The organism is Mycobacterium deserti (genome assembly GCF_025345615.1).
Taxonomy (GTDB): domain Bacteria; phylum Actinomycetota; class Actinomycetes; order Mycobacteriales; family Mycobacteriaceae; genus Mycobacterium; species Mycobacterium deserti.
On the sequence record NZ_JAODWD010000002.1, the window covers coordinates 903,101 to 922,839 of the forward strand.

The following is a 19,739-nucleotide window of genomic DNA, read 5'->3' on the forward strand; positions in this document are numbered from 1 at the left end:
ACGTCAAAGCCCCGGCGAGTATCCGTGTGGTCTGCATATCGATACCCTTCCTGCCTGCCGCGGCGTCGTCCCACGAAGTACACCTGCGCGCGGCGACTACCGATCCCAAGAAGTAGGCCGTGCCTAACCGGCATTGCCGCCAACTGCATTGCGAGCATTCGCTAGCAGGGGATGGGCAGGCCGGTGAACATATCCCGGCCACACTCAACGCGGACAGAACCCGCCGGTGGGTTCGGACCGTCCCAGAGATTGCTATGTTCCACGCTGAAAGTGCCGTCGAGAGATCTGTATGGCACATTGCCCATCCCGGGGCTGACGCGGTACCACGTGTGGCACACATTCATGTCCCACGCGCCGGGGCTGATACCCGGTCCAGGAGGAGAAGCCAACGACATTCCCGGGCACCATGTGTGTGCGCCCGGTGGATTGGCCGCCGCGGTGCCCGTGGCCAGGCTCAGGCCGGCCGCCGCGAGACTGGCCATCGTCAGCGCTCCGGCGAGTGTCCGTTTGCTGTGCATGTTGATATCCCTTCATGTGTGCGCCGCTTCGTTGAGCTGGGTGTACGACAACTCCGCTCACAGCATTGTGGGCTGCCGACAGGGCGAGCACATGCGGCGTTTACCCCATTTTTGGCGGCCGCCGAGCGATCAGACGACGCCGCTGACTCTCCGTCCGGCGTGAACCGACTCCAGAACCGTGCGCATCGCGTCGGCGCTCTGCCGCCAGGAGAACTCGCCGCTGCGGATCTGCGCCTTGGTGCCGAGTTGATCCCGCAGCACGGGGTCGGATAGCAACCGCTCGAGGCCGTCGACGAGTTCGCGTTCGTCGTCGACCAGCAGGCCGGTGACCCCGTCGACGATCGAGTCGGTCAGCCCGCCCGAGGACCGGTAGCCGATGGTGGGCACCGCATGCTGCGCAGCCTCGGTCACCGCCAGTGCCCAACCCTCCTTGCGCGACGGCAGCACGTGCACCCAACACCTTTGCAGCACTTGGTGTTTGGTGTCGTCGTCGACATGTCCGTGGAAGGTGACGGCGTCGGAGATGCCGAGCAGCGCGGCGTGGTCGACGAGCCGCTGCTGCCACCAGCCGCCGCCGACGATGTCCAGATGCAGGTCGGGTGTGCGCCTGCGCAGTTCCGCGACGGCTTCCAGCGCATCCTCGATCTGTTTGTGCGGCACCAGCCGCGACAGCACGGCGACGCGCGGGGTGGCCGATCGCGGCGCGGTCAGCGTATGCGAAGGCGCCTCGTCGAGGCCGTTGCGCACGACCGCGATCTGGCTGGGATTGACGCCGAGGCAGGTCAGGTCACGCGCTGAGGGCAGCGACACGGTGATGTACTGATTGCGGCGGTGCAGCGACGGCGACAACTTCGACTCGACGAACCAGCCGACCCTGCCCATCACCGGACCGGCGACGGGCCACAGCTCCCGGTGGCAGTGGTGCACCAACACCGCCACGCGTCGGCCGAAGGCCAGGCGAGCCAGGAACGGCAGCCCGTTCTGGGTGTCGATCACCACGTCGGGGCGCGCCTTGCGCAGCGGACCCAGTCCGATTCGGGCCGCCACCATCGCCAGGCCCGCCCAGATGTAGACCGAGTACGGCCCGCCCGCCCGGCTGATCGCCAAGCCGTCGATCACCTCGCGCCGCGGCGCCCCCGGATACCGGGCGGTGCGCAGCGTCACCCTCATCCCCGACTCGGCGAGCTGTGCACCGATGCGCTGCAGATACGCCTCGCTCCCGCCGCCCTGCGGGTGGCCCGTGTCGCGCCAGCACAGAAGCAGCACGGAGCGGGGCCCATTGCTGCTCCTCGCGTGCGCGCCATTCATCGCTGCTCACCCTAGCCGCTGGCTACTGTTCCCCTGATGGCTGTCACGGACCTGTTCGCCCGCCGGGCGACGCTCACGCGGTCGCTGCGCCTGCTCGGGGAGTTCCGCTTCGAGCAGCGCGATCCGGCCCGCTTCTACGGCGCCCTGGCCAATGACACCGCCGCGATGGTCGCCGACCTCTGGCGCGCGGCCACCGGCCACTCACCCGTCGGACAAACGCTGCTCGACGTGGGCGGCGGCCCCGGCTACTTCTCCGCCGCCTTCGCCGACGCCGGCGTCCACTACATCGGCGTCGAACCCGACCCGGCCGAAATGCATGCGGGGCCCGCCGGATCCGGCGGCGCGGCCACCTATGTCCGGGCGTCCGGGACGGCGCTCCCGTTCGCCGACGGCAGCGTCGACATCTGCCTGTCGTCGAACGTCGCCGAGCACGTCGCAGACCCGTGGCGGCTGGGCCGCGAGATGGTGCGCGTCACCAGGCCCGGCGGGCTGGTGGTGCTGTCGTACACGGTGTGGCTCGGGCCGTTCGGCGGGCACGAGACCGGGATGTGGCACTACTTGGGCGGCACCCGCGCAGCGGCCAGGTACACCCGCAGGCACGGCCATCGACCCAAGAATGACTACGGCTCGTCACTGTTCGCGGTGTCGGCCGCCGACGGGCTCGAGTGGGCACGCAGCACCGGCGCGCTAGTGGCCGCTTTCCCTCGCTACCACCCACGATGGGCGTGGAGGCTGACAAGCGCGCCCGTCTTTCGCGAATTCGGGGTGAGCAATCTGGTGCTGGTCCTCCGCCCGTCCTGATCCGCATACTGCAACAGGTTCTCGTTTTGGTTCGGGATGGGTAGTGTGACGCTCAAGACACCGCGCACGCGAGGAGCAAGATGACACAGAGCACCGCCTTCAAGACCGAGTGGGACAAGCTGTTCATCGGCGGTAAGTGGGTCGAGCCGGCCACCTCGGACGTGATCGAGGTGCACTCCCCTGCGACGGGAGAGTTGGTCGGCAAGGTTCCGCTGGCTTCCGCCGACGACGTCGCCGCCGCATGTGCGGCCGCCCGCAAGGCGTTCGACGAGGGTCCGTGGCCGCACTTGTCGCCGCAGGAGCGCGCGGCCGTGATCGGTGCCGCGGTCAAGCTCATGGAGGAGCGCGGCGATGAGCTGAAGTTCCTTCTGGCGGCCGAGACCGGTCAGCCGCAGACGATCGTCGACATGATGCAGTACGGCGCGGCGATGTCGGCGTTCCAGTACTACGCCGGTGCCGCCGACAAGTTCGCGTGGAAGGAGATCCGCGACGGCATCTACGGCCAGACGCTGGTCGTTCGCGAGCCGATCGGTGTCGTCGGCGCCGTCACCGCGTGGAATGTGCCCTTCTTCCTGGCCGCCAACAAGCTCGGTCCCGCGCTGCTGGCCGGCTGCACCGTGGTGCTCAAGCCGGCCGCCGAGACTCCGCTGTCGGTGTTCGCGATGGCCGACATCTTCGCCGAGGCGGGCCTTCCCGAGGGTGTGCTGTCCATCGTGCCGGGCGGCGCGGAGACCGGTCGCGCGCTGACCGCCAACCCGGAGATCGACAAGTACACGTTCACCGGCAGCTCGGCGGTCGGCAAAGAGGTCGCCAAGATCGCCGCCGAGCGGCTCAAGCCGTGCACGCTGGAGCTGGGCGGCAAGTCCGCGGCGATCATCCTCGAGGACGCCGATCTGGACGCCACGCTGCCCATGCTCGGCTTCTCCGGCGTGATGAACAGCGGACAGGCGTGCGTCGCGCAGACCCGGATCCTCGCGCCGCGGTCCCGCTACGACGAGGTCGTCGAGAAGGTCGCGAACTTCATCTCCGCGATGCCGGTCGGGCTGCCCGACGACCCGAATGCCGCGATCGGTCCACTGATCTCGGAGAAGCAGCGTGAGCGCGTCGAGGGCTACATCAAGAAGGGCGTCGAAGAGGGCGCCCGACTGGTCACCGGCGGCGGGCGGCCCGAAGGCCTCGACAGCGGCTGGTTCGTGCAGCCGACGGTGTTCGCCGACGTCGACAACTCGATGACCATCGCGCAGGAGGAGATCTTCGGGCCGGTGCTGGCGGTGATCCCCTACGACACCGAAGAGGACGCGATCCGCATCGCCAACGACTCGGTCTACGGCCTTGCCGGCAGCGTGTGGACGACCGACAACAAGAAGGCGATGGAGGTCGCGTCGAAGATCCGCACCGGTACCTACGCGGTCAACATGTACGCGTTCGACCCCGGCGCCCCGTTCGGCGGCTACAAGAACTCCGGCGTCGGACGCGAGAACGGTCCCGAAGGCATTGGGGCCTACGTCGAGCACAAAAGCGTGCTGCTGCCGTTTGGCTACACGCCGGAGGACTAGAAGGCGTCCTCGGCCAGGTCCATCACCGCGAGGTCGACGCTCTCGACGATCTTGCGTTCCGCGGTCAGCCGCGGCAGCACGTTCTTGACGAAGAACTGCGCCGCGGCGACCTTGCCGTTGTAGAACGCGCGGTCGTCGTCGGACGGACCGCGGTCCAGGGCGTTCAGCGCGATTTCAGCTTGCCGCAACAGCAGCCAGCCGATCATCAGGTCGCCGAACGCCAGCAGAAACGACACCGACTGCAACCCAAGGCGATACAACTCGCGAGCGTTCTCCTGCGCCGAGATCAGGTAGCCGGTCATGGCCGCCACCATGGCCTGAACATCGGCCAGCGCGGTGGCCAGGAGCCTGCGCGTGTCGGACAACTCCGGCCGCGCGGTGTCGCTACTGAGGAACTGCTCGATCCGGCCGACCACATGCCCTAATGCAGCGCCCTGGTCGCGGGCGATCTTGCGGAAGAAGAAGTCCTGCGCCTGGATCGCGGTGGTGCCTTCGTAAAGCGAGTCGATCTTGGCGTCGCGAATGTACTGCTCGATCGGATAGTCCTGCAGGAAGCCCGAACCCCCGAACGTCTGCAGTGATTCGGTGAGGCACTGGTAGGCGCGTTCCGATCCGACTCCCTTCACGATCGGCAGCAGCAGATCGTTGATGCGGTGCGCCAGTGGACCATCGGCGCCCGACACCAGATCGGCGACGACGACGTCCTGATGTGCGGCGGTGTAGAGGTACAGGGCGCGCAGCCCCTCGGCATAGGACTTCTGCACCATCAGTGCACGCCGCACGTCGGGGTGGTGGAGGATGGTCACCCGCGGCGCGTTCTTGTCGGTCATCTGGGTCATGTCCGCGCCCTGCACCCGGGTTTTCGCGTATTCCAAGGCATTCAGGTAACCGGTCGACAGCGTCGCGATGGCCTTGGTGCCGACCATCATTCGCGCGTACTCGATGACCTTGAACATCTGCGCGATGCCTTGATGGCTGTCGTTGACCAGCCAGCCGACTGCCGGCACGCCGTGCTGCCCGAAGGTCAGCTCGCACGTCGCGGAAACCTTGAGACCCATCTTGTGCTCGAGGCCGGTGACGAAAACCCCGTTGCGCTCACCGGGTTCCCCCGTTTCCGGGTCGAAGTGGAACTTCGGCACCAGAAACAGGCTGAGCCCCTTGGTGCCCGGTCCTGCACCCTCGGGCCGGGCCAGCACCACGTGCATGATGTTCTCGAACAGGTCGTCGCTGTCGCCGCTGGTGATGAAACGCTTGACCCCGTCGATGTGCCATGTGCCGTCGGCCTGCTGAACCGCCTTGGTGCGTCCGGCGCCGACATCGGACCCTGCGTCGGGCTCGGTGAGCACCATGGTGGCGCCCCACAGACGCTCGGTCATCAGTGCCGCCCAGTGCCGTTGTTGCTCGTTGCCGATGCCGTGCAGGATGTCGGCCATGACCGGCCCGGCCGAATACATGAACGCCGCGGGTTGCGCGCCGAGAGGCAGTTCGTTGACGGCCCACGCGACCATCGCGGGGGCGGGCACACCGCCGAGGTCCTCGCTGAGCCCCACGCGGAACCATTCACCCTGTTGCCAGGCGTTGAACGACTTCTTGAACGGCTCCGGCAGGCTCACCTGGTGCGTTGCCGGGTCGAACGTCGGCGGGTTGCGGTCGGCCTCGGCGAACGACTCCGCGACCGGCCCTTCCGCCAATCTCGCGGCCTCGTCGAGCATCTGGCGCACCGACTGACCGTCGAGATCTCCGAACGCGCCGCTGGCGAGTGCTTTCTCCAGGTCGAGCACCTCGAAGAGGTTGAACTCCAGGTCGCGCACGTTGCTCTTGTAGTGGCCCATGACTAGCGCCTTTCGGTGTCCGCCTGGCCAGAGCGTAGCCCCGTCGGCTGTGCTGGTCCCGGATTATGGTGGAAGGCATAATCGCATGTTGCCGACGCGGCCGAGTGTGCGCGCGAATCGGCGTTCACCTGCCGATTATCGTGCCCCGGGTGTGACCCGGAATACATTTGTTGTGCGACATTGTTGCGCGTTTTATGGTTGATGTCATAGAACGAGGAGGCGCACCGATGTGGGTCATCGAGATCAACTTCGCCGGTCGGCGATTCACGCATGAGGTCTACGCCAGGCGTCGCGCCTTCCGTCTACGCCGCTTCGGATGGCGTCCAGTGCAGACGCAGCATCCGCACGCCGCCTGATCGTTTCCCTTCTCGGAGGTCGTTTTTGTCTGCCACCGCCTCGTCAGCTCGCACCAAGCGCGGCTCGACGCGCACGAACATGTTGATCAGCGCCGCTGAGGTGATGCGTGAGCGCGGCGCCGCTGGCGTGACCATTGATGAGGTGCTGGCCCGCAGCGGGGCCCCACGCGGGTCGGTGTACTACCACTTCCCCGAGGGCCGCAATCAGATCCTGACCGAGGCGCTGCAGTACGCCGGCGAGGCGATCACCGGGCTCATCGACGAAGCCGCCAGCAAAGGCGGGATGTATCTGGTCCGGCAGTTCGTCGCGTTCTGGGAGCAGCTGCTCGTCGAGAGTAAATTCACCGCAGGCTGCCCGGTGGTCGCCGCTGCCATCGGGTCCTCCGATGAGGAGCCTCGACTGACCACCGTTGCGGGCAACATCTTTCAGCACTGGCGCGATGCGCTCACCCGCGCGTTCGTCTCCGACGGCTTCGACGAGTCCGACGCCGCCTCGCTGGCGATCATGTGCATCGCCTCGATGGAGGGTGCCGTGGTGCTGTGCCGGTCCACTCGCAGCGTCGATCCGCTGCGCGACGTCGCAGCACAGGTCGAATTCCTGGTCAAGTCAAGGGAATTCGTGCGCCGCTACGGATTGCCCGACAAGGGCTAGGCCTTTCGCCATCGCGCGCAGACGAATTCACCGTTGACGGCGGAATCGGCCAGCACCCACTCCGAGCGAATCGGCAGCACCCGCGAGCCTGCGCCCAGCGAGCACGGGGCATAGCTGACAATCATCTCGTCGACGAGTCCGGCCGTGACGAACTGCGCCGCCACGTCTCCGCCACCGACCACCCACACGTCCTTGCCCGCTGCGGCCGACACCAGCTTCGGATGCAATTGCGTCACAGCGCCGTCGAACACCTGCACCGGATGCCCCGCATCGATGATGTGCGGGCGCTTCGTCAACACCCATGACGGCTGCTCGTACATCCACGTGCCGGGATGGTTCTCGTTGATCCACTCGTAGGTGGCCGAGCCCATCACCACCGCGCCGATCGACTTGATGAACTCGTCGTAGTTGTAGGGACCGCTCTGGTCGATGTCTCGGGATATCAGCCAGTCCAGGCTGTCGGCCTCGTCGACGATGTAACCGTCCAGGCTGGACGCGGTGTAGTAGACGGTCGCCATGTCAGTTCCTTCGCATCCAGTCGAGTGGGTCACCGGTTCGGGTTTCGACGCCGAGTCGGGCCAGCATGGTGCGAACGAGTTGGCGCCGGTGCGCCGAGTACGTCAAGACGTGCGCAACGATGCCGTAAAGCTGGAACGATTCCGGCGGGTCACACAGGGCGTCGATGATCGTGTCGCCGAGGCGGCCCTCGGCGGTGTACTCCGAAACCATCGCCGTCCATCGCTTCGCGAGGCCGTCGTGCCGGGCCGCCAGCTGTTCGGCCGTGGCGATGTGCGGCTGCGTCGCCTCGCGGTCGGGGAAGTCGAGGCCGTCGATCGTCGCCAGCCAGACCTCCTTGGTCCAGACGATCGCGCCGAGCACCGCGCCGACGCTGGGTTCCTGGCCGTCCCAGTGCAGCACCACCTGCCCTGGCGAAATGTCTTCGGTCCACTGGTCTTTCGACAATGTCGCGGCCTGGTCGATCAGATAGGCGGTGTCGGCGACGTCGTGCGCGACCATCAACTGGGAAATGTCGGGCTCCTTGGTGTCGCCGTCGCTGTCGAGCCACAGCGCGGCGGGTGGATGGAAGTGCAGGCCGTTGGGCGCCGCCAGGCGCAACTCGGTGCCCGCGGCCTGCGACGGTGGAACACCGAACGCACGCCGGAAGGCGCGGGAGAACACCTCCGCCGACGACCACCCCTCGGCGGCGGCCACCGCGGCCACTCCTTCTCCCCTGCGCAACCGCCAGGCGGCGCGCTCGAGCATGATGCGGCGCCGCATCGCGGCGGGTGGTTCACCGGTCAGCCGCCGCACCTCACGGGAGAAGTGGAACTCCGAGGCGTGGCTGCTGCGCGCCATGTCGCCGACGTCGGTGTTGGCGTTGTCGACGACGGCGTCGAGCAGCTCCCGTAAACGGTCGCGGCGTGATCCCTCGCTCACGTTGAACGAGTATGGTCGCGCGCCCGCCGCTTGAACATGACGATTCCTGCTCAACTGCGCTCACTAGTGTGGTGGCCAGTGGGTGAATTCGAGGCGCGATGCGCCACCGACGGAGAACTGGCCGGATTGCGGGCGTCGATCCGCGAGTTCCTGGCGGCCGATCGCGCGCAGTTCGGCTGGGAACCTGCCGTGGATTCGTGGCTGGCCCGGTGGGACGCTGAGTTCTCGGCGCGCCTGGCCGACGCGGGATTCGTCGGCCTGACCATTCCGGCGGAGTACGGCGGCCGTGCACCGCAGGTCGGGGCCGGCCACCTGCACCGCTACGTGGTCACCGAGGAGCTGCTCGCCCACGGTGCGCCGGTCGCCGCGCACTGGTTCGCCGACCGGCAGTTCGCGCCGGCCCTGCTTTCCTACGGCACCGAGGAACAGCGCCGGACACTGCTGCCGAGGATCGCCGCGGGCCGGCTGTACGCGGCGATCGGGATGAGCGAGCACGGCGCAGGCTCCGACCTGGCCGCCGTGAGCACCAGGGCGACCAGGGTCGAGGGCGGTTGGACGCTGCGCGGGACCAAGGTCTGGACCAGCGGCGCGCACCTGGCGGACCTGATCGTCGTGCTCGCGCGAACCAGCCCGGCGGATCCGGAGCATCGGCATGCCGGCTTCAGCCAGTTCATCGTGCCGACCGACTCCGCGGGCATCACCATGAGTCCGATCGTGATGATGAACGGCGAACATCACTTCAACGAAGTGACGTTCGACGACGCGTTCGTCGGCGACGCGGACGTCTTGGGACAGGTCGGCGACGGGTGGCGGCAGGTCACCGCGGAGCTGGGTTTCGAGCGCAGCGGTCCCGAGCGGATGCTGTCGACCGCGACGCTGCTGTTCGGCGTGATTCGGGCTTTGCCTGCCGACGTCGACGACGGGATCGCCGCCGCGGTCGGTGACCTTGTCGCGCGGCTGATTTCGTTGCGCCAGCTGTCGGTTTCGGTGGCCCGGACACTCACCGACGGCGGGGACGCCGCAACGCAGGCGGCGCTGGTGAAGGATCTCGGCACGCTCTTCGAGCAGGACTCGGTGGAACTGGTCGCCGACCTGCTCGACCATGTCGGTCCGCAGGACGCCGAACCGCTGCGTGCTCTGCTGGCCGCGGCGCGGCTGCACTCACCGATGTTCACGCTGCGTGGGGGCACCAACGAGGTGCTGCGCGGCGTGGTCGCCAGAGGATTGGGGGTGCGGTGAACGAACTGCAGCAGCTCGTCGACGATATTGGCCGTCGCTCGTTCGACGCCCGTTCCCGTCACCGCGGAGTCCCCGACTCGTTCGACGAGGCGTTGTGGCGCGATCTCGAGGAGACAGGGCTCAGCCGGCTCGTCAGCTCGGGTGACGCGGGTCCTGCGGAATCGGCAGTCGTGTTGGCCGGTCTCGCGAAGCACGCGGCAGCGGTGCCGATCGCCGAAACCGATTTGCTCGCAGCGTGGCTCGCACTACAGGCCGGCATCGCCATCCCCGAAACCGGGCCGCTGACGGTCGCGGTTGCCGACGCGCAGCGGCAGGGTGACCGGGTCGTGGGGTCTGCGCATGACGTGCCGTGGCCGCGGCCTGGGAGGGTGTTGCTTGCGGCGCGAACCGATCGGGGACTGCACGTCGGACTCACCGATGAGGTGGGCGACGCCGACCACAACCTGGCGGGCGAACCGCGTGGCTCGCTTGTCATCGACATGCCCGCTACGGACCTTCAGACTCTCGACCTGCGGGTCGCCGACGAATTGACCCGGCGCGGCGCGTGGGCACGGTGCGTGCAGATGGTGGGGGCGCTGGATGCGGCACGCGATCTGACGGTCGCGCACACGAGTGAGCGTGTGCAGTTCGGCAGGGCGCTCAGCAAGTTCCAGGCGGTCCAGCACTCGCTTGCGGCAATGGCCGGTGAGACCGAACGCGCGCGTGCTGCGGTCACACTGGCCGTCGCGGCCGCCTCGGATTACGGGTTCGGCAGTCCCGTGACTGATTACGCGGTTACGGTCGCGAAGGTCGCGGTCGGTCGCGCGGTCGGGCCGGTGACGACGATCGCCCACCAACTGCACGGCGCGATAGGGGTCACCGTCGAACATCGGCTGTGGCTCGTCACGATGCGAGCCCGCAGCTGGGTCGACGACTTCGGCAGCACCGCGCGCTATGCGCGGCGGCTCGGCAGGATTGCGTTGTCTGCGGATGCGCCGTGGGACGTCGTGGTCAGCTGTCCAGGACCGCGCTGACCCGCTTCTCCACCTCGGTGCGATCGCCGAGGTCGTCCAGGTCGATGCCGAACCGCTCGGTCAATACGTCGAGCACCTCGGCTGCATCGCCGAGCTGTCGCTTCTCGGTGCGTCCGCCACTGTGGATCGCCAAGTTGCGGCCCCTCAGATTCCACCTGGCGTCGTCGGCGATCAGAGCCACCGACAACCCCACCACAAATGTGGACGCGGGATGAGTTGATACGTACCAACTTCCGACTTCGCGGTCGATCTGAGGCTGCGGACGGGTGGTGAAGATGTACAGCGGCTGCCACTCGCCGCGGATTTCGGCCTCCAAGCGGTAACCGTCCTCGTGTCGGGTCAACCGGTACGGCTCGTGCCGCGTCTGCTGCACCGGACCTGCGTCGAGCCGGATCGGTGAGGTCAGCGTCTGACCGCCGAAGCCCACGTCGACCAGCCAGGGCTCGTCCTCGCCCGGCACGGTCACCGACAACACCTCGTGCGTCTGCGCAGGCAGATTATTCGAGGTGTTCATCCAAACCACCCGACCGGCCAAGTGCTTCACGTCAAAACCCAAGGCCCCCAATACGTACCCCATCAGACCGTTCTGCTCGTAGCAGTAACCGCCACGCCTGCGGTGCACGAGTTTGTCGAACAGCGCCGCGGAGCCCAGATCGGCGACCGGCACACCCATCAACGGGTCGACGTTCTCGAACGGGATCGACTTGTTGTGAGCCGCCACCAGTGAGCGCAGCGTCGAGACCGTCGGCTCCGTGGAACCGGAGTACCCGACCCTGTCCAGATAGGCGGCCAGATCGACGGAGGCATTCGCTTCAATCGTCATGACCCCATCCTCCGACCTCAACAGGGGTTCAGGTCAAGCGAAATGCGAGACTGGCCATATGGCGGCACATCTGACCGAAGACCTGCGCGAGGATCTACTGGCCCGATGGTCGGAGTCGCACCGCAAGCATCACACGGTCGCGCACCTGCACGAGGTGCTCGACGCGATCGGCGTACTGGCCGATGACGGGGTCGCGTTCGCACGAGAGGCCACCGAGTTGGCGGCGTGGTTCCACGACGCCGTCTACGTGATCGGCCGCGACGACAACGAGGACCGGTCGGCTGAACTGGCGCGCGAACTGCTGTCCTCGTCGCCGATGCGCGACGAGGTCGCGCGGTTGGTACTGGTCACCAAGTCACACAAGGTGTCCGACGACGACGTGAACGGTGCGGTGCTCTGCGACGCCGACCTCTCGGTGCTCGGCAGTTATCCCGGCCGCTATCGCGCGTATGCCGAGGCGGTGCGCGAGGAGTATGCCGACATTCCTGATGATGTCTTCAAACCAGCTCGGGCGCAGATACTTTCGTCGCTGCTGGAGGGACAGATCTTCCACACCGCGCCAGGGCGTGCGCGCTGGGAAGAAGCAGCCCGCCGCAATATCACTGAGGAAATCGCGGAACTCACGCGGTGACGACGCCGGGCGAGATTTCGACGCGGTCGTTTCTGGCCGCGGAGAAGCTTCCCTGGAACCTTGCCTGGGTCATCGAAGTCTGTCAGTGCTTCGAACTACTGTTCGATTCATGAGTTCGGAGGCGGTATCGAAGACGATCGAGCGCTGGCAGGCGGCCTGTGCTGACGTCGCCGCGCCGTCGTTCGATGAGCTCACCGGGGTCGAGCGACTGTCGATACTCGACGCGTTGGAGCGTGAGCGGCGCCGACTGTCTGCGGTGGAGCACGGGCTGATTACCGGGCTGGTCACCGCTTGCACACCTGCGGAGTTGGGTGTGGCGAAGTGGGCCGAGGTGTTGACCCAGCGGCTGCGCATCGACGCAGGGGAGGCGCGGCGACGCCTTGCCGAAGCTGAGGAGTTGGGACCGCGCACCGCGTTGACCGGTGAGAGTTTGGAACCCGTGCTGGCACAGGTGGCCAGCGTCAAGCCCGCGGTGAGATCAACGCCGAACATGTGCGCATCATTCGCGCGTTCTTCCACGAGCGGTGGACTATCAGACCCGTGACTGCTGCGAAGAAACCCTGGCCGCACTCGCGGCCGAGCACACCCCGCGTGCGGTGCAGAAAGCCGCGGACCGGTTGGCTGCGCTGATCAACCCCGACGGCCAGTACACCGACCTCGACCGCAAGCGGCGCCGATACGCGCCTCGGCCCGCAGGGCAGTGCCAGCGCACACTGGCCTGGTCATCGACAAGTCAGCAGTCGTGAGTGCCTACGGCACGGTGAACGTTTCGACGAGTGAGCACCAGTATTTCAGCAGCAACTCGGTCGCGTGCAGGTGCGCGTTCCGAATGGGTCAGAATATGGTGCGCCCAAACCGAATTGGTAAATTCACCATCGCCCCGGCTGGGTCCTAAAGCCACTCCTGGCGGTAATCCGTTGTCTCACCTCGCCCGTCAGCGTCTCGGTGCCCGATGCACTGAGCGCTGGCGGGCAACCCTAGCGATGGCTGATCTACTGACGCATTAGTAGACCCCTGGGGGCCGTTCGGCATAGCGGTCCTGACACGGTGCAATGCAACCGGAACTTCAGGGTGCGGCGGGGAACGCGGCTAGTCGCCGACGCGCGTCGCGGTGACCAGGTCTTTGCCGCTCGCGTCCTTGCCGATGCCAATCTTGAACGTCGTCCCGGCCGGGTCCTTGAGGTACAGGTGTTGATTGACAGTGAGTGTGTCCCACTCTGTCGAGTCCGCGCCGCACGCAGCCAGCAGCGACACGGCGAGCACGAGGCCGGTCACGACCCCGAGTGCAAAGCGTTTGACAGGCAACAGCGCCCGGACCTGAGCGCGATCCTGCCCCGACGGCATGCTGGTCGAATCTTGCGATCGAAAAATGTCGGTCATGGCTCGCCCGATCTTTGAGAGGTGATGGTGCACCCGAATTTACGGAGAACCGGTCGTTTCGTAATCGGATTAACTCAGAACATGACAATCAAGACGAGCGCCGGGTGTCAGCTCCGCCTCGCGGTCTTTAGCGGGGGCTTGCCTAGCAGCAGTGGTCGTCGCCATAACCGTAGTCAACGTCGATGCGTTATCGACCGTTGCGCTGGCTCTTGCCGTATTGGCGTTCATGGCTCAACTCATCGTCACTATGGCGCAAAGCCAGCAGTTCGGACAGCTCAACGCGGACACGAAGTTGGCGCTCACGGAAGTGCGCGCCACGACATCTTCCCTCCTCACGAATCAGCGCGAGCAGTTCGACAGGGTCTTGGAGTTGCATTCCAGGCATTCCAGCCGCAGTCGAAGATGTGACATCGACCGAGGACGAACAGCAGTCGATGGATGCGATTCACCAAGCCGTGCTAGTAGCGCACTGCAAGTGCGCTTCGAGGAAGCGTTACAACAGGCGTTACACGGCTCAGCCCCGGTCATTACAAGCACGCGGTCGTTAACCATGAACGACGGTGTGGCGCGTAAGCATGCGTGGGAGGAGCTAATGCGGACGTACCCCTCCCGGGCGCATTTGTACGGACGCAGGCAGAAGCACGAGGGGCGACCGTGCAGTCAGTTATGTGCGAACGGGTGGACAGACTCAGCCTCAGGGGTCTCGGCGCTTAGTGGAAGCTGAACTCGTGGAGACAGTGTCGGAGGAACCCATGTCTGAAAATCAAGCGCGTATTCGTTACAAGCTGACACCAAAGGGAATCATTGCGGGGCGACTTCTCAGCGGAAAGGAGAGCCGCCCGACTGGGCGACCGATTTGGCCTGAGGGGCACGGGCGGTTGGTTGACCACGGGCTCCCCGTGCCATATGAAAACCGGGCCATTTGGACAGCTGTATCAAATTGACAGGCCGCTGTATCTGGGTCGCACTAAACGCGTCGCTTCGAAGGGGCAGCGGATTGTGTTGCACGCCAAGGACCGCGGCTGCACCAAACCTGGCTGCACCGTGCCCGGCTACGGATGCCAGGTTCATCACGCCGAGATGGACTGGAAAGATGGCGGGCGCACCGATGGATCCCGCCCCCCGACCTCGACAGCGGCCAAGCCCGAGTGAACAAGTACCACCACCGCAGGAATACCTCGTCGACAGCTAGGGGCGCCCGCGCGACGGCGTCTGGTTGGCGACGCCGTGGCGCAGCGGGGTGCTCGCTTCAGCGGCCGTCGACTCCTGCACCTTTGAACCGCCGGGCGTGGACGTGACCGCTGGCGCGTTAGCGGGGTCGCCGCCCGACGGTTCCGCACCGTGGGTCAGTTCCCGCAACCGTGCATGCAGCACCTCGAGCACCGGAATGCGGTTGCCGTGCGCTTCTTCGTGTGCGAAGACCGCACGCAACTGGGCCTCGTCGAGCGAACGGATGCGGTGCCGCACGTCGTTCAGCGACAGTTGGTCATAGTCCGGAATCGGCAGCTCATCGCTGGGCGCCATGGGTGGTGTCCTCCTCAAAGGTGGGGTAGGCCGTCGACTGGCTGCGCGGGCCCATCCGACCGGCTACGAAGCCGAACGGCCAACAGGCCGGCCGCACCGAGACCCGCCAGCACTACGGTCGGCCAGAACGCGGCCTGCAACAGCCATACCCGGCGCTGCGCCTTGAGGACCCGCTTCTCTGCACGCCGCAGGCGGCTAAGAGTGTTCATGCCTACCGGGTTGCCCACCACGGCGTCGAGGTAACCGTCAGGTGCCGGTCCATTTCGGCGGCCGCTTCTCGGCGAACGCGATCGCGCCCTCCTTGGCGTCATTGCTGGCGAACACCGGCATGAGGATCTTCGTCTGCTCGGCCCACATTTGGTCTGGGCTCCAATTGCGCGACTCGACGATGATGCGCTTGGTCGCGGCCACCGCCAGCGGTCCGTTCGCGGTGATCTTCTCGGCCAGCGCGATCGCCGTATCCAGCGCCTGTCCCGGCTCGGCCAGCGCGTTGACCAGGCCGAGATCGTGCGCCCGCACGGCGGACAAGTTGTCGCCGGTCAGCGCGAGTTCCATCGCGATCGCCGACGGGATGCGCTGCGGCAGCCGCAGTAGGCCACCGCCGCCGGCCACCAGGCCGCGTTTCACCTCGGGGATGCCGAACGCCGACTCCTTCGACGCCACGATCAGGTCGGTCGCGAGCGCGAGCTCGGTCCCGCCCGCCAGTGCGAAGCCCTCGACCGCCGCGATCAGCGGCTTGACCGGCGGACGTTCGGTGAACCCCAGGCCACGGCCCTCGATGTCGCACCGCTCGCCGCGGGCGAACGCCTTGAGGTCCATACCTGCGCAGAACGAACCGCCCGCTCCGGTCACCACGCCGACCGACAGCCCGGTGTCGCCGTCGAGTCGGTCCATGGCGTCCGCCAATCCGCGGCTGACCGCGGCGTTCACCGCGTTCCTTGCCTGCGGCCGGTTGATGGTGATGATCAGGATTCGGTCCCGCTGCTCGACCAGGACTGCTTCTTCGGTGTTGTCACTCACGCCGGTGATCGTAACGGTCGTGGCAGGTGCCGTCCGGCGGTACGCTGCGGCGGGAACGGGCACTCGCACCGATGCGCTAAACTAGAACACGTTCTAATTTCGAACTCAGGGGGACCCGTGACCTCGACCGACAACACGTCCGAACTCACTAAGTGGGATCCCGGGCTGACCGAGCGCGTCATGAGCGTCACCCGACCGTTCTTGAAACGCTACTTCCGCTCGGAGGTGCGCGGTCTCGAACACCTCCCGCCGGGAGGCGCACTGCTCGTCTCGAACCATTCCGGCGGCATGCTGCCGATGGACGTGCCGATCCTCGCGGCCCACTTCTACGAGCAGCACGGCTACGACCGGCCGCTGTACACGCTGAGCCACGACATGCTGATGACCGGCCCGCAGGGCGATTTCTTCCGGCGCATCGGGTACATCAGCGCCAACCACGCCAACGCCGATGAGGCGCTGCGCACCGGTGGCCTGGTCGTCGTGTTCCCGGGCGGTGACTACGACGTCTACCGGCCGACGTTCTCGGAGAACGTGATCGACTTCGGCGGCCGCACCGGATATGTGAAAGCGGCACTGAACGCCGGCGTGCCGATCGTGCCGACCGTCGGTATCGGCGGTCAGGAGACGCAGATCTTCCTGTCGCGTGGAACGTGGCTGGCCAAGCGCCTCGGGCCGATCGCGCGCCTGGCACGCACGAAGATCGTGCCGATCTCGTTCGGTTTCCCGTTCGGCCTCTCGTTGGTGGTTCCGCCCAATCTCCCGCTGCCAGCCAAGATCGTCATGCGAGTGCTGCCGCCCATCGACATCGTCGCCGAGTTCGGCGAGAACCCCGACATCGACGAGGTCGACGCCCATGTGCGGCACCTGATGCAGCGCGCCCTCGACGAGCTCGCCCACGAGCGCCGACTGCCCGTCCTCGGCTGATCCGGTTTCGAATGACCGCACCGCGGATATGACGACACCCGATGACTAGGCGCCGCTATCCGCTGTTGCGTGCAACCGCGGAATTGATCAACGCCGTCAACGGCGTCCGTCCCCTGGGCCGAGAGGGCTACATCACGCTGCCCGTGTTCGCGTTCGGCTGGCCCACCACCGAGATGTCACCGGTGTATCTGGTGGTTTCCGTGCTCGACGCGTTGCGGCGCGGCCTGCGCGGTGACTTCTGCGGGGCCCGCGGCCGGATCGCCCTGCTGTTGACCGCCATCGCCTGGGTCCTGCTGGGGATCATCCAGCGGCGCAATATCGCCTCCGCGCCACACTTCGAAGGACCGCTGCGCGAGACCCTCGGCGAAGACTACGAAGCGATCGCCGACAAGTCCCAGCCGGCCCCACACCGCCGCATGATCGGGGTCTGGCCCACCGAACTCGTCCGGCGCCGCTACGTGGAGAAGACCAGCACCGTCCAGTACGGTCCGCACCGCCGCACCAACCGCGCCGACGTTTGGCGCCGCGCCGACCTGCCCCGCGACGGGAAAGCGCCTGTGGTACTCCAGGTTCCGGGAGGCGCGTGGGCTATCGGAATGCGCCGGCCCCAGGCCTACCCGCTGCTGGCCCACCTGGCCGAGCGGGGGTGGATCTGTGTGTCCATCGAATACCGCGTGAGCCCGCGGCACACATGGCCAGACCACATCGTCGACGTGAAACGTGCGCTCGCGTGGATCAAGGAGAACATCGCCGACTACGGCGGCGACCCGGACTTCGTGGCGATCACGGGCGGATCGGCCGGCGGTCACCTCTCCTCACTGGCCGCGCTCACGTCGAACGACCCACAGTGGCAACCGGGTTTCGAGGACGCCGACACCTCTGTGGTGGCCGCCGTGCCGATCTACGGCCGCTACGACTGGTTCACCTCCAGCGGTTCCGGTCGCAAGGAGTTCATCGGCTTTCTGCAGAAGTTCGTCGTCAAGAAGCGCATCGCCGAGCACCGGCAGCTCTACTTGGACGCGTCATCGATCAAGCGGGTACGCCCTGACGCCCCACCGTTTTTCATCCTGCACGGCCAGGACGACTCCATCATCCCGGTACAGGAGGGCCGCGAGTTCGCCGAAGCGATTCGCAACGTGTCCACGTCGCCGGTGGCCTACGCCGAGATCCCGCACGCCCAGCACGCGTTCGACTTCTACTACGGATCGCCGAGGGCGCACTACACCGCGCGCGCGGTCGAGACTTTCCTGTCCTGGGTGCACGCCAAGCGGCGGCAACCGGCGGATGCCGGACCCGCCATTACTGCGCCATAGCCGACTCGACAACTGTCAGCTCAGCGGAAAGCCCTGCAGCACGCCGGATTTCTATGAACGCGGCGATCATCGCATCGGTCAGCTCATGTGGGTCGGCCAGGGTCGCGCCATCGGACAGCACAGAGATGTTCAGCTGGTCGACGTAGCTCCACACCGTGATGTTGAGACCACTCCCGGTGGTCAGGGGGCCCACGGAGTAGATCTCGGTCACCAGTGCGCCGCCCACGCGGCCGGGCTCACGTGGGCCGGGCACATTTGAGATCGGGATGTTGAGGACCTTGTTCTGCCCGTCCTTGTTCGCCAGCCAGCGGAACAACGCCTCCGCGGGCGCGGGCGGGAAGTACGCCGACCACCGGCTGACGAGTTCAGGTCCGAGCAGGTGGTGGGTCTCCTTCGCGTCCACCGCGGCGTCGTGCACCGCCTGCACCCGCTGCAGCGGATCGTCGAGTTGGATTGGCACCACCATCATCACGCCCGAGAACCGGTTGCCGAAGATGCGATCTCTGGAGAAGTCGAAACTCACCGGCACGGAGGCCAACAGCGGGTGGTCGGCGTGGCCGTCGTATTTAAGCGACAACTCGCGCAGTGCACCCGCCGAGATCGCCAGCACCATGTCGTTGATCGTGACGCCGAGATGCTTGGCCGTCTCCTTCACTTCCGCGAGGGCCAGCGTCGCGGTGGCGAACTTGCGCTGTGCGTCGACACGGTGATTCATGAACGACGGCGGCGGTGTGAACGGACGTGTCAGCTCCGGCGACAGCTTGCGTGAACTCTCGCGAACCCGTCGCACGCCCTGGGCGGTGTAGCGCACCACGCTAGGGAAACGCCCGATCTGGCGCATGTGATCGGCGAACGCAGTTCGAACCAGTTCCGAGCGACGTGGCGCGGGATCGGTTGCGTAGGAATCACGCTCGGCCTGCGGCCCGTCCTGCAGATCCATCCCCCGGGCCAGGAGGTTCGCCGACGCGACACCGTCGGCCAACGCGTGATGAATCTTGCCGAGCACCGCGATCCGGCCGTTGGCCAGACCCTCGATGAAGTACATCTCCCACAGAGGCCTGCTGCGGTCCAGCGGTGTGCTCGCGATCCGGGACACCGCCTCGTCGAGTTGGCGGCGCCCGCCCGGGGCATCCACGCTGTACGGCCGCACGTGGTACTCGAGGTCGACCTCGCAATTCTCCCGCCACATCGGGTGGTGGATCTTGAACGGGATGTCGACGAGCTCGAACCGGAACGGGTCGAGTTTGTGGAGCCGCCCGTGGATCACCCGGCGAAACTCGTCGATGCCGAACCGGCGGTCGCCGAGCGAGGAGATGTCGATGACCGCCAGCTTCAGGGTGTGCATGTGCACCGTCGGCGTTTCGCTGTACAGCAGCACAGCGTCCCACCCGCTAAGCCGTTTCAAGACCTAC

The 19,739-nt window shown here is 66.4% G+C and carries 21 protein-coding genes and 1 pseudogene; 12 read left to right on the top strand and 10 right to left on the bottom strand.

All coding sequences use genetic code 11. The features are described 5' to 3' along the window. Window positions 1-647: 647 nt before the first annotated feature. Window positions 648-1,826 (bottom strand): glycosyltransferase family 4 protein, encoded by a 1,179-nt coding sequence (locus tag N4S67_RS10545; protein WP_260992889.1) that lies wholly within the window; start codon window positions 1,824-1,826, stop codon window positions 648-650. 36 nt (window positions 1,827-1,862) lie between these two features. Between N4S67_RS10545 and N4S67_RS10550 the strand changes: the two genes are divergently transcribed. Together N4S67_RS10550 and N4S67_RS10555 are read left to right on the top strand one after the other, a co-directional pair. Beyond that, window positions 1,863-2,627 carry a class I SAM-dependent methyltransferase gene (locus N4S67_RS10550; protein WP_260992890.1) on the top strand — a complete coding sequence of 255 codons (765 nt, stop codon included), beginning with the start codon at window positions 1,863-1,865 and terminating at the stop codon, window positions 2,625-2,627. A gap of 80 nt (window positions 2,628-2,707) precedes the next feature. After that, window positions 2,708-4,183: an aldehyde dehydrogenase gene (locus N4S67_RS10555; RefSeq protein ID WP_260992891.1), complete on the top strand. Its 1,476-nt coding sequence runs from the start codon at window positions 2,708-2,710 to the stop codon at window positions 4,181-4,183. Here N4S67_RS10555 and N4S67_RS10560 read toward each other — a convergent pair. Further along, the gene (locus tag N4S67_RS10560) at window positions 4,180-6,015 is read right to left on the bottom strand and encodes an acyl-CoA dehydrogenase (RefSeq protein ID WP_260992892.1); all 1,836 of its coding nucleotides are present in this window, start codon (window positions 6,013-6,015) and stop codon (window positions 4,180-4,182) included. The genes N4S67_RS10555 and N4S67_RS10560 overlap by 4 nt on opposite strands. Window positions 6,016-6,242: 227 nt before the next feature. Between N4S67_RS10560 and N4S67_RS10565 the strand changes: the two genes are divergently transcribed. Together N4S67_RS10565 and N4S67_RS10570 are read left to right on the top strand one after the other, a co-directional pair. Further along, entirely contained in the window at window positions 6,243-6,371 is a 129-nt protein-coding gene (locus N4S67_RS10565; RefSeq protein ID WP_260992893.1) for a hypothetical protein, read from the top strand. Between the two features lie 79 nt (window positions 6,372-6,450). Beyond that, window positions 6,451-7,023, top strand: a complete 573-nt coding sequence (locus tag N4S67_RS10570; protein ID WP_260993076.1) for a TetR/AcrR family transcriptional regulator — start codon at window positions 6,451-6,453, stop codon at window positions 7,021-7,023. Here the strand turns inward: N4S67_RS10570 and N4S67_RS10575 are convergent. Then, window positions 7,020-7,541 (bottom strand): dihydrofolate reductase family protein, encoded by a 522-nt coding sequence (locus N4S67_RS10575; protein WP_260992894.1) that lies wholly within the window; start codon window positions 7,539-7,541, stop codon window positions 7,020-7,022. The genes N4S67_RS10570 and N4S67_RS10575 overlap by 4 nt on opposite strands. 1 nt (window position 7,542) lies before the next feature. Then, window positions 7,543-8,460, bottom strand: a complete 918-nt coding sequence (locus tag N4S67_RS10580; protein ID WP_260992895.1) for a helix-turn-helix domain-containing protein — start codon at window positions 8,458-8,460, stop codon at window positions 7,543-7,545. 78 nt (window positions 8,461-8,538) lie between these two features. Between N4S67_RS10580 and N4S67_RS10585 the strand changes: the two genes are divergently transcribed. Together N4S67_RS10585 and N4S67_RS10590 are read left to right on the top strand one after the other, a co-directional pair. After that, window positions 8,539-9,699, top strand: a complete 1,161-nt coding sequence (locus tag N4S67_RS10585; RefSeq protein WP_260992896.1) for an acyl-CoA dehydrogenase family protein — start codon at window positions 8,539-8,541, stop codon at window positions 9,697-9,699. Next, a complete protein-coding gene (locus tag N4S67_RS10590) occupies window positions 9,696-10,712 on the top strand; it encodes an acyl-CoA dehydrogenase family protein (RefSeq protein ID WP_260992897.1) in 1,017 nt (338 codons plus the stop codon). Before N4S67_RS10585 ends, N4S67_RS10590 begins: the two co-directional genes overlap by 4 nt. On the opposite strand, the gene N4S67_RS10595 is transcribed toward N4S67_RS10590, so the two are convergent. Further along, the gene (locus N4S67_RS10595; RefSeq protein ID WP_260992898.1) at window positions 10,690-11,535 is read right to left on the bottom strand and encodes an arylamine N-acetyltransferase family protein; all 846 of its coding nucleotides are present in this window, start codon (window positions 11,533-11,535) and stop codon (window positions 10,690-10,692) included. The genes N4S67_RS10590 and N4S67_RS10595 overlap by 23 nt on opposite strands. 58 nt (window positions 11,536-11,593) lie before the next feature. Between N4S67_RS10595 and N4S67_RS10600 the strand changes: the two genes are divergently transcribed. From N4S67_RS10600 to N4S67_RS10610, 3 genes are all read left to right on the top strand, one after another. Then, the gene (locus N4S67_RS10600) at window positions 11,594-12,166 is read left to right on the top strand and encodes an HD domain-containing protein (RefSeq protein ID WP_260992899.1); all 573 of its coding nucleotides are present in this window, start codon (window positions 11,594-11,596) and stop codon (window positions 12,164-12,166) included. Between the two features lie 109 nt (window positions 12,167-12,275). Further along, the gene (locus tag N4S67_RS10605) at window positions 12,276-12,710 is read left to right on the top strand and encodes a 13E12 repeat family protein (RefSeq protein WP_260992900.1); all 435 of its coding nucleotides are present in this window, start codon (window positions 12,276-12,278) and stop codon (window positions 12,708-12,710) included. Next, a complete protein-coding gene (locus tag N4S67_RS10610; protein ID WP_260992901.1) occupies window positions 12,691-12,912 on the top strand; it encodes a 13E12 repeat family protein in 222 nt (73 codons plus the stop codon). The genes N4S67_RS10605 and N4S67_RS10610 overlap by 20 nt, the downstream gene beginning before the upstream one ends. Window positions 12,913-13,255: 343 nt before the next feature. Here N4S67_RS10610 and N4S67_RS10615 read toward each other — a convergent pair whose 3' ends face one another. Then, window positions 13,256-13,510 carry a hypothetical protein gene (locus N4S67_RS10615; RefSeq protein ID WP_260992902.1) on the bottom strand — a complete coding sequence of 85 codons (255 nt, stop codon included), beginning with the start codon at window positions 13,508-13,510 and terminating at the stop codon, window positions 13,256-13,258. A 981-nt stretch (window positions 13,511-14,491) separates the two neighbouring features. Between N4S67_RS10615 and N4S67_RS10620 the strand changes: the two are divergent. Further along, window positions 14,492-14,844 (top strand): annotated as a pseudogene (locus N4S67_RS10620) (hypothetical protein); the annotation flags it as partial. On the opposite strand, the gene N4S67_RS10625 reads toward N4S67_RS10620, so the two are convergent. The 3 genes from N4S67_RS10625 to N4S67_RS10635 are packed head-to-tail and all read right to left on the bottom strand — an operon-like array spanning window position 14,735 to window position 16,099. Beyond that, on the bottom strand, window positions 14,735-15,070 hold the full coding sequence (locus tag N4S67_RS10625) for a hypothetical protein (protein WP_260992903.1): 336 nt from the start codon (window positions 15,068-15,070) through the stop codon (window positions 14,735-14,737). The pseudogene N4S67_RS10620 and the gene N4S67_RS10625 overlap by 110 nt on opposite strands. Window positions 15,071-15,084: 14 nt before the next feature. Further along, entirely contained in the window at window positions 15,085-15,279 is a 195-nt protein-coding gene (locus N4S67_RS10630; RefSeq protein ID WP_260992904.1) for a hypothetical protein, read from the bottom strand. Between the two features lie 37 nt (window positions 15,280-15,316). After that, window positions 15,317-16,099: a crotonase/enoyl-CoA hydratase family protein gene (locus N4S67_RS10635; RefSeq protein ID WP_260993077.1), complete on the bottom strand. Its 783-nt coding sequence runs from the start codon at window positions 16,097-16,099 to the stop codon at window positions 15,317-15,319. A gap of 108 nt (window positions 16,100-16,207) precedes the next feature. Between N4S67_RS10635 and N4S67_RS10640 the strand changes: the two genes are divergently transcribed. Together N4S67_RS10640 and N4S67_RS10645 are read left to right on the top strand one after the other, a co-directional pair. Then, window positions 16,208-17,014: a lysophospholipid acyltransferase family protein gene (locus tag N4S67_RS10640; RefSeq protein ID WP_260992905.1), complete on the top strand. Its 807-nt coding sequence runs from the start codon at window positions 16,208-16,210 to the stop codon at window positions 17,012-17,014. 41 nt (window positions 17,015-17,055) lie between these two features. Continuing rightward, window positions 17,056-18,327, top strand: a complete 1,272-nt coding sequence (locus N4S67_RS10645) for an alpha/beta hydrolase (RefSeq protein WP_260992906.1) — start codon at window positions 17,056-17,058, stop codon at window positions 18,325-18,327. Here N4S67_RS10645 and N4S67_RS10650 read toward each other — a convergent pair. Next, window positions 18,314-19,732: a WS/DGAT/MGAT family O-acyltransferase gene (locus N4S67_RS10650; protein WP_260992907.1), complete on the bottom strand. Its 1,419-nt coding sequence runs from the start codon at window positions 19,730-19,732 to the stop codon at window positions 18,314-18,316. The two genes, N4S67_RS10645 and N4S67_RS10650, sit on opposite strands and share 14 nt — an antisense overlap. Between the last annotated feature and the right edge of the window lie 7 nt (window positions 19,733-19,739).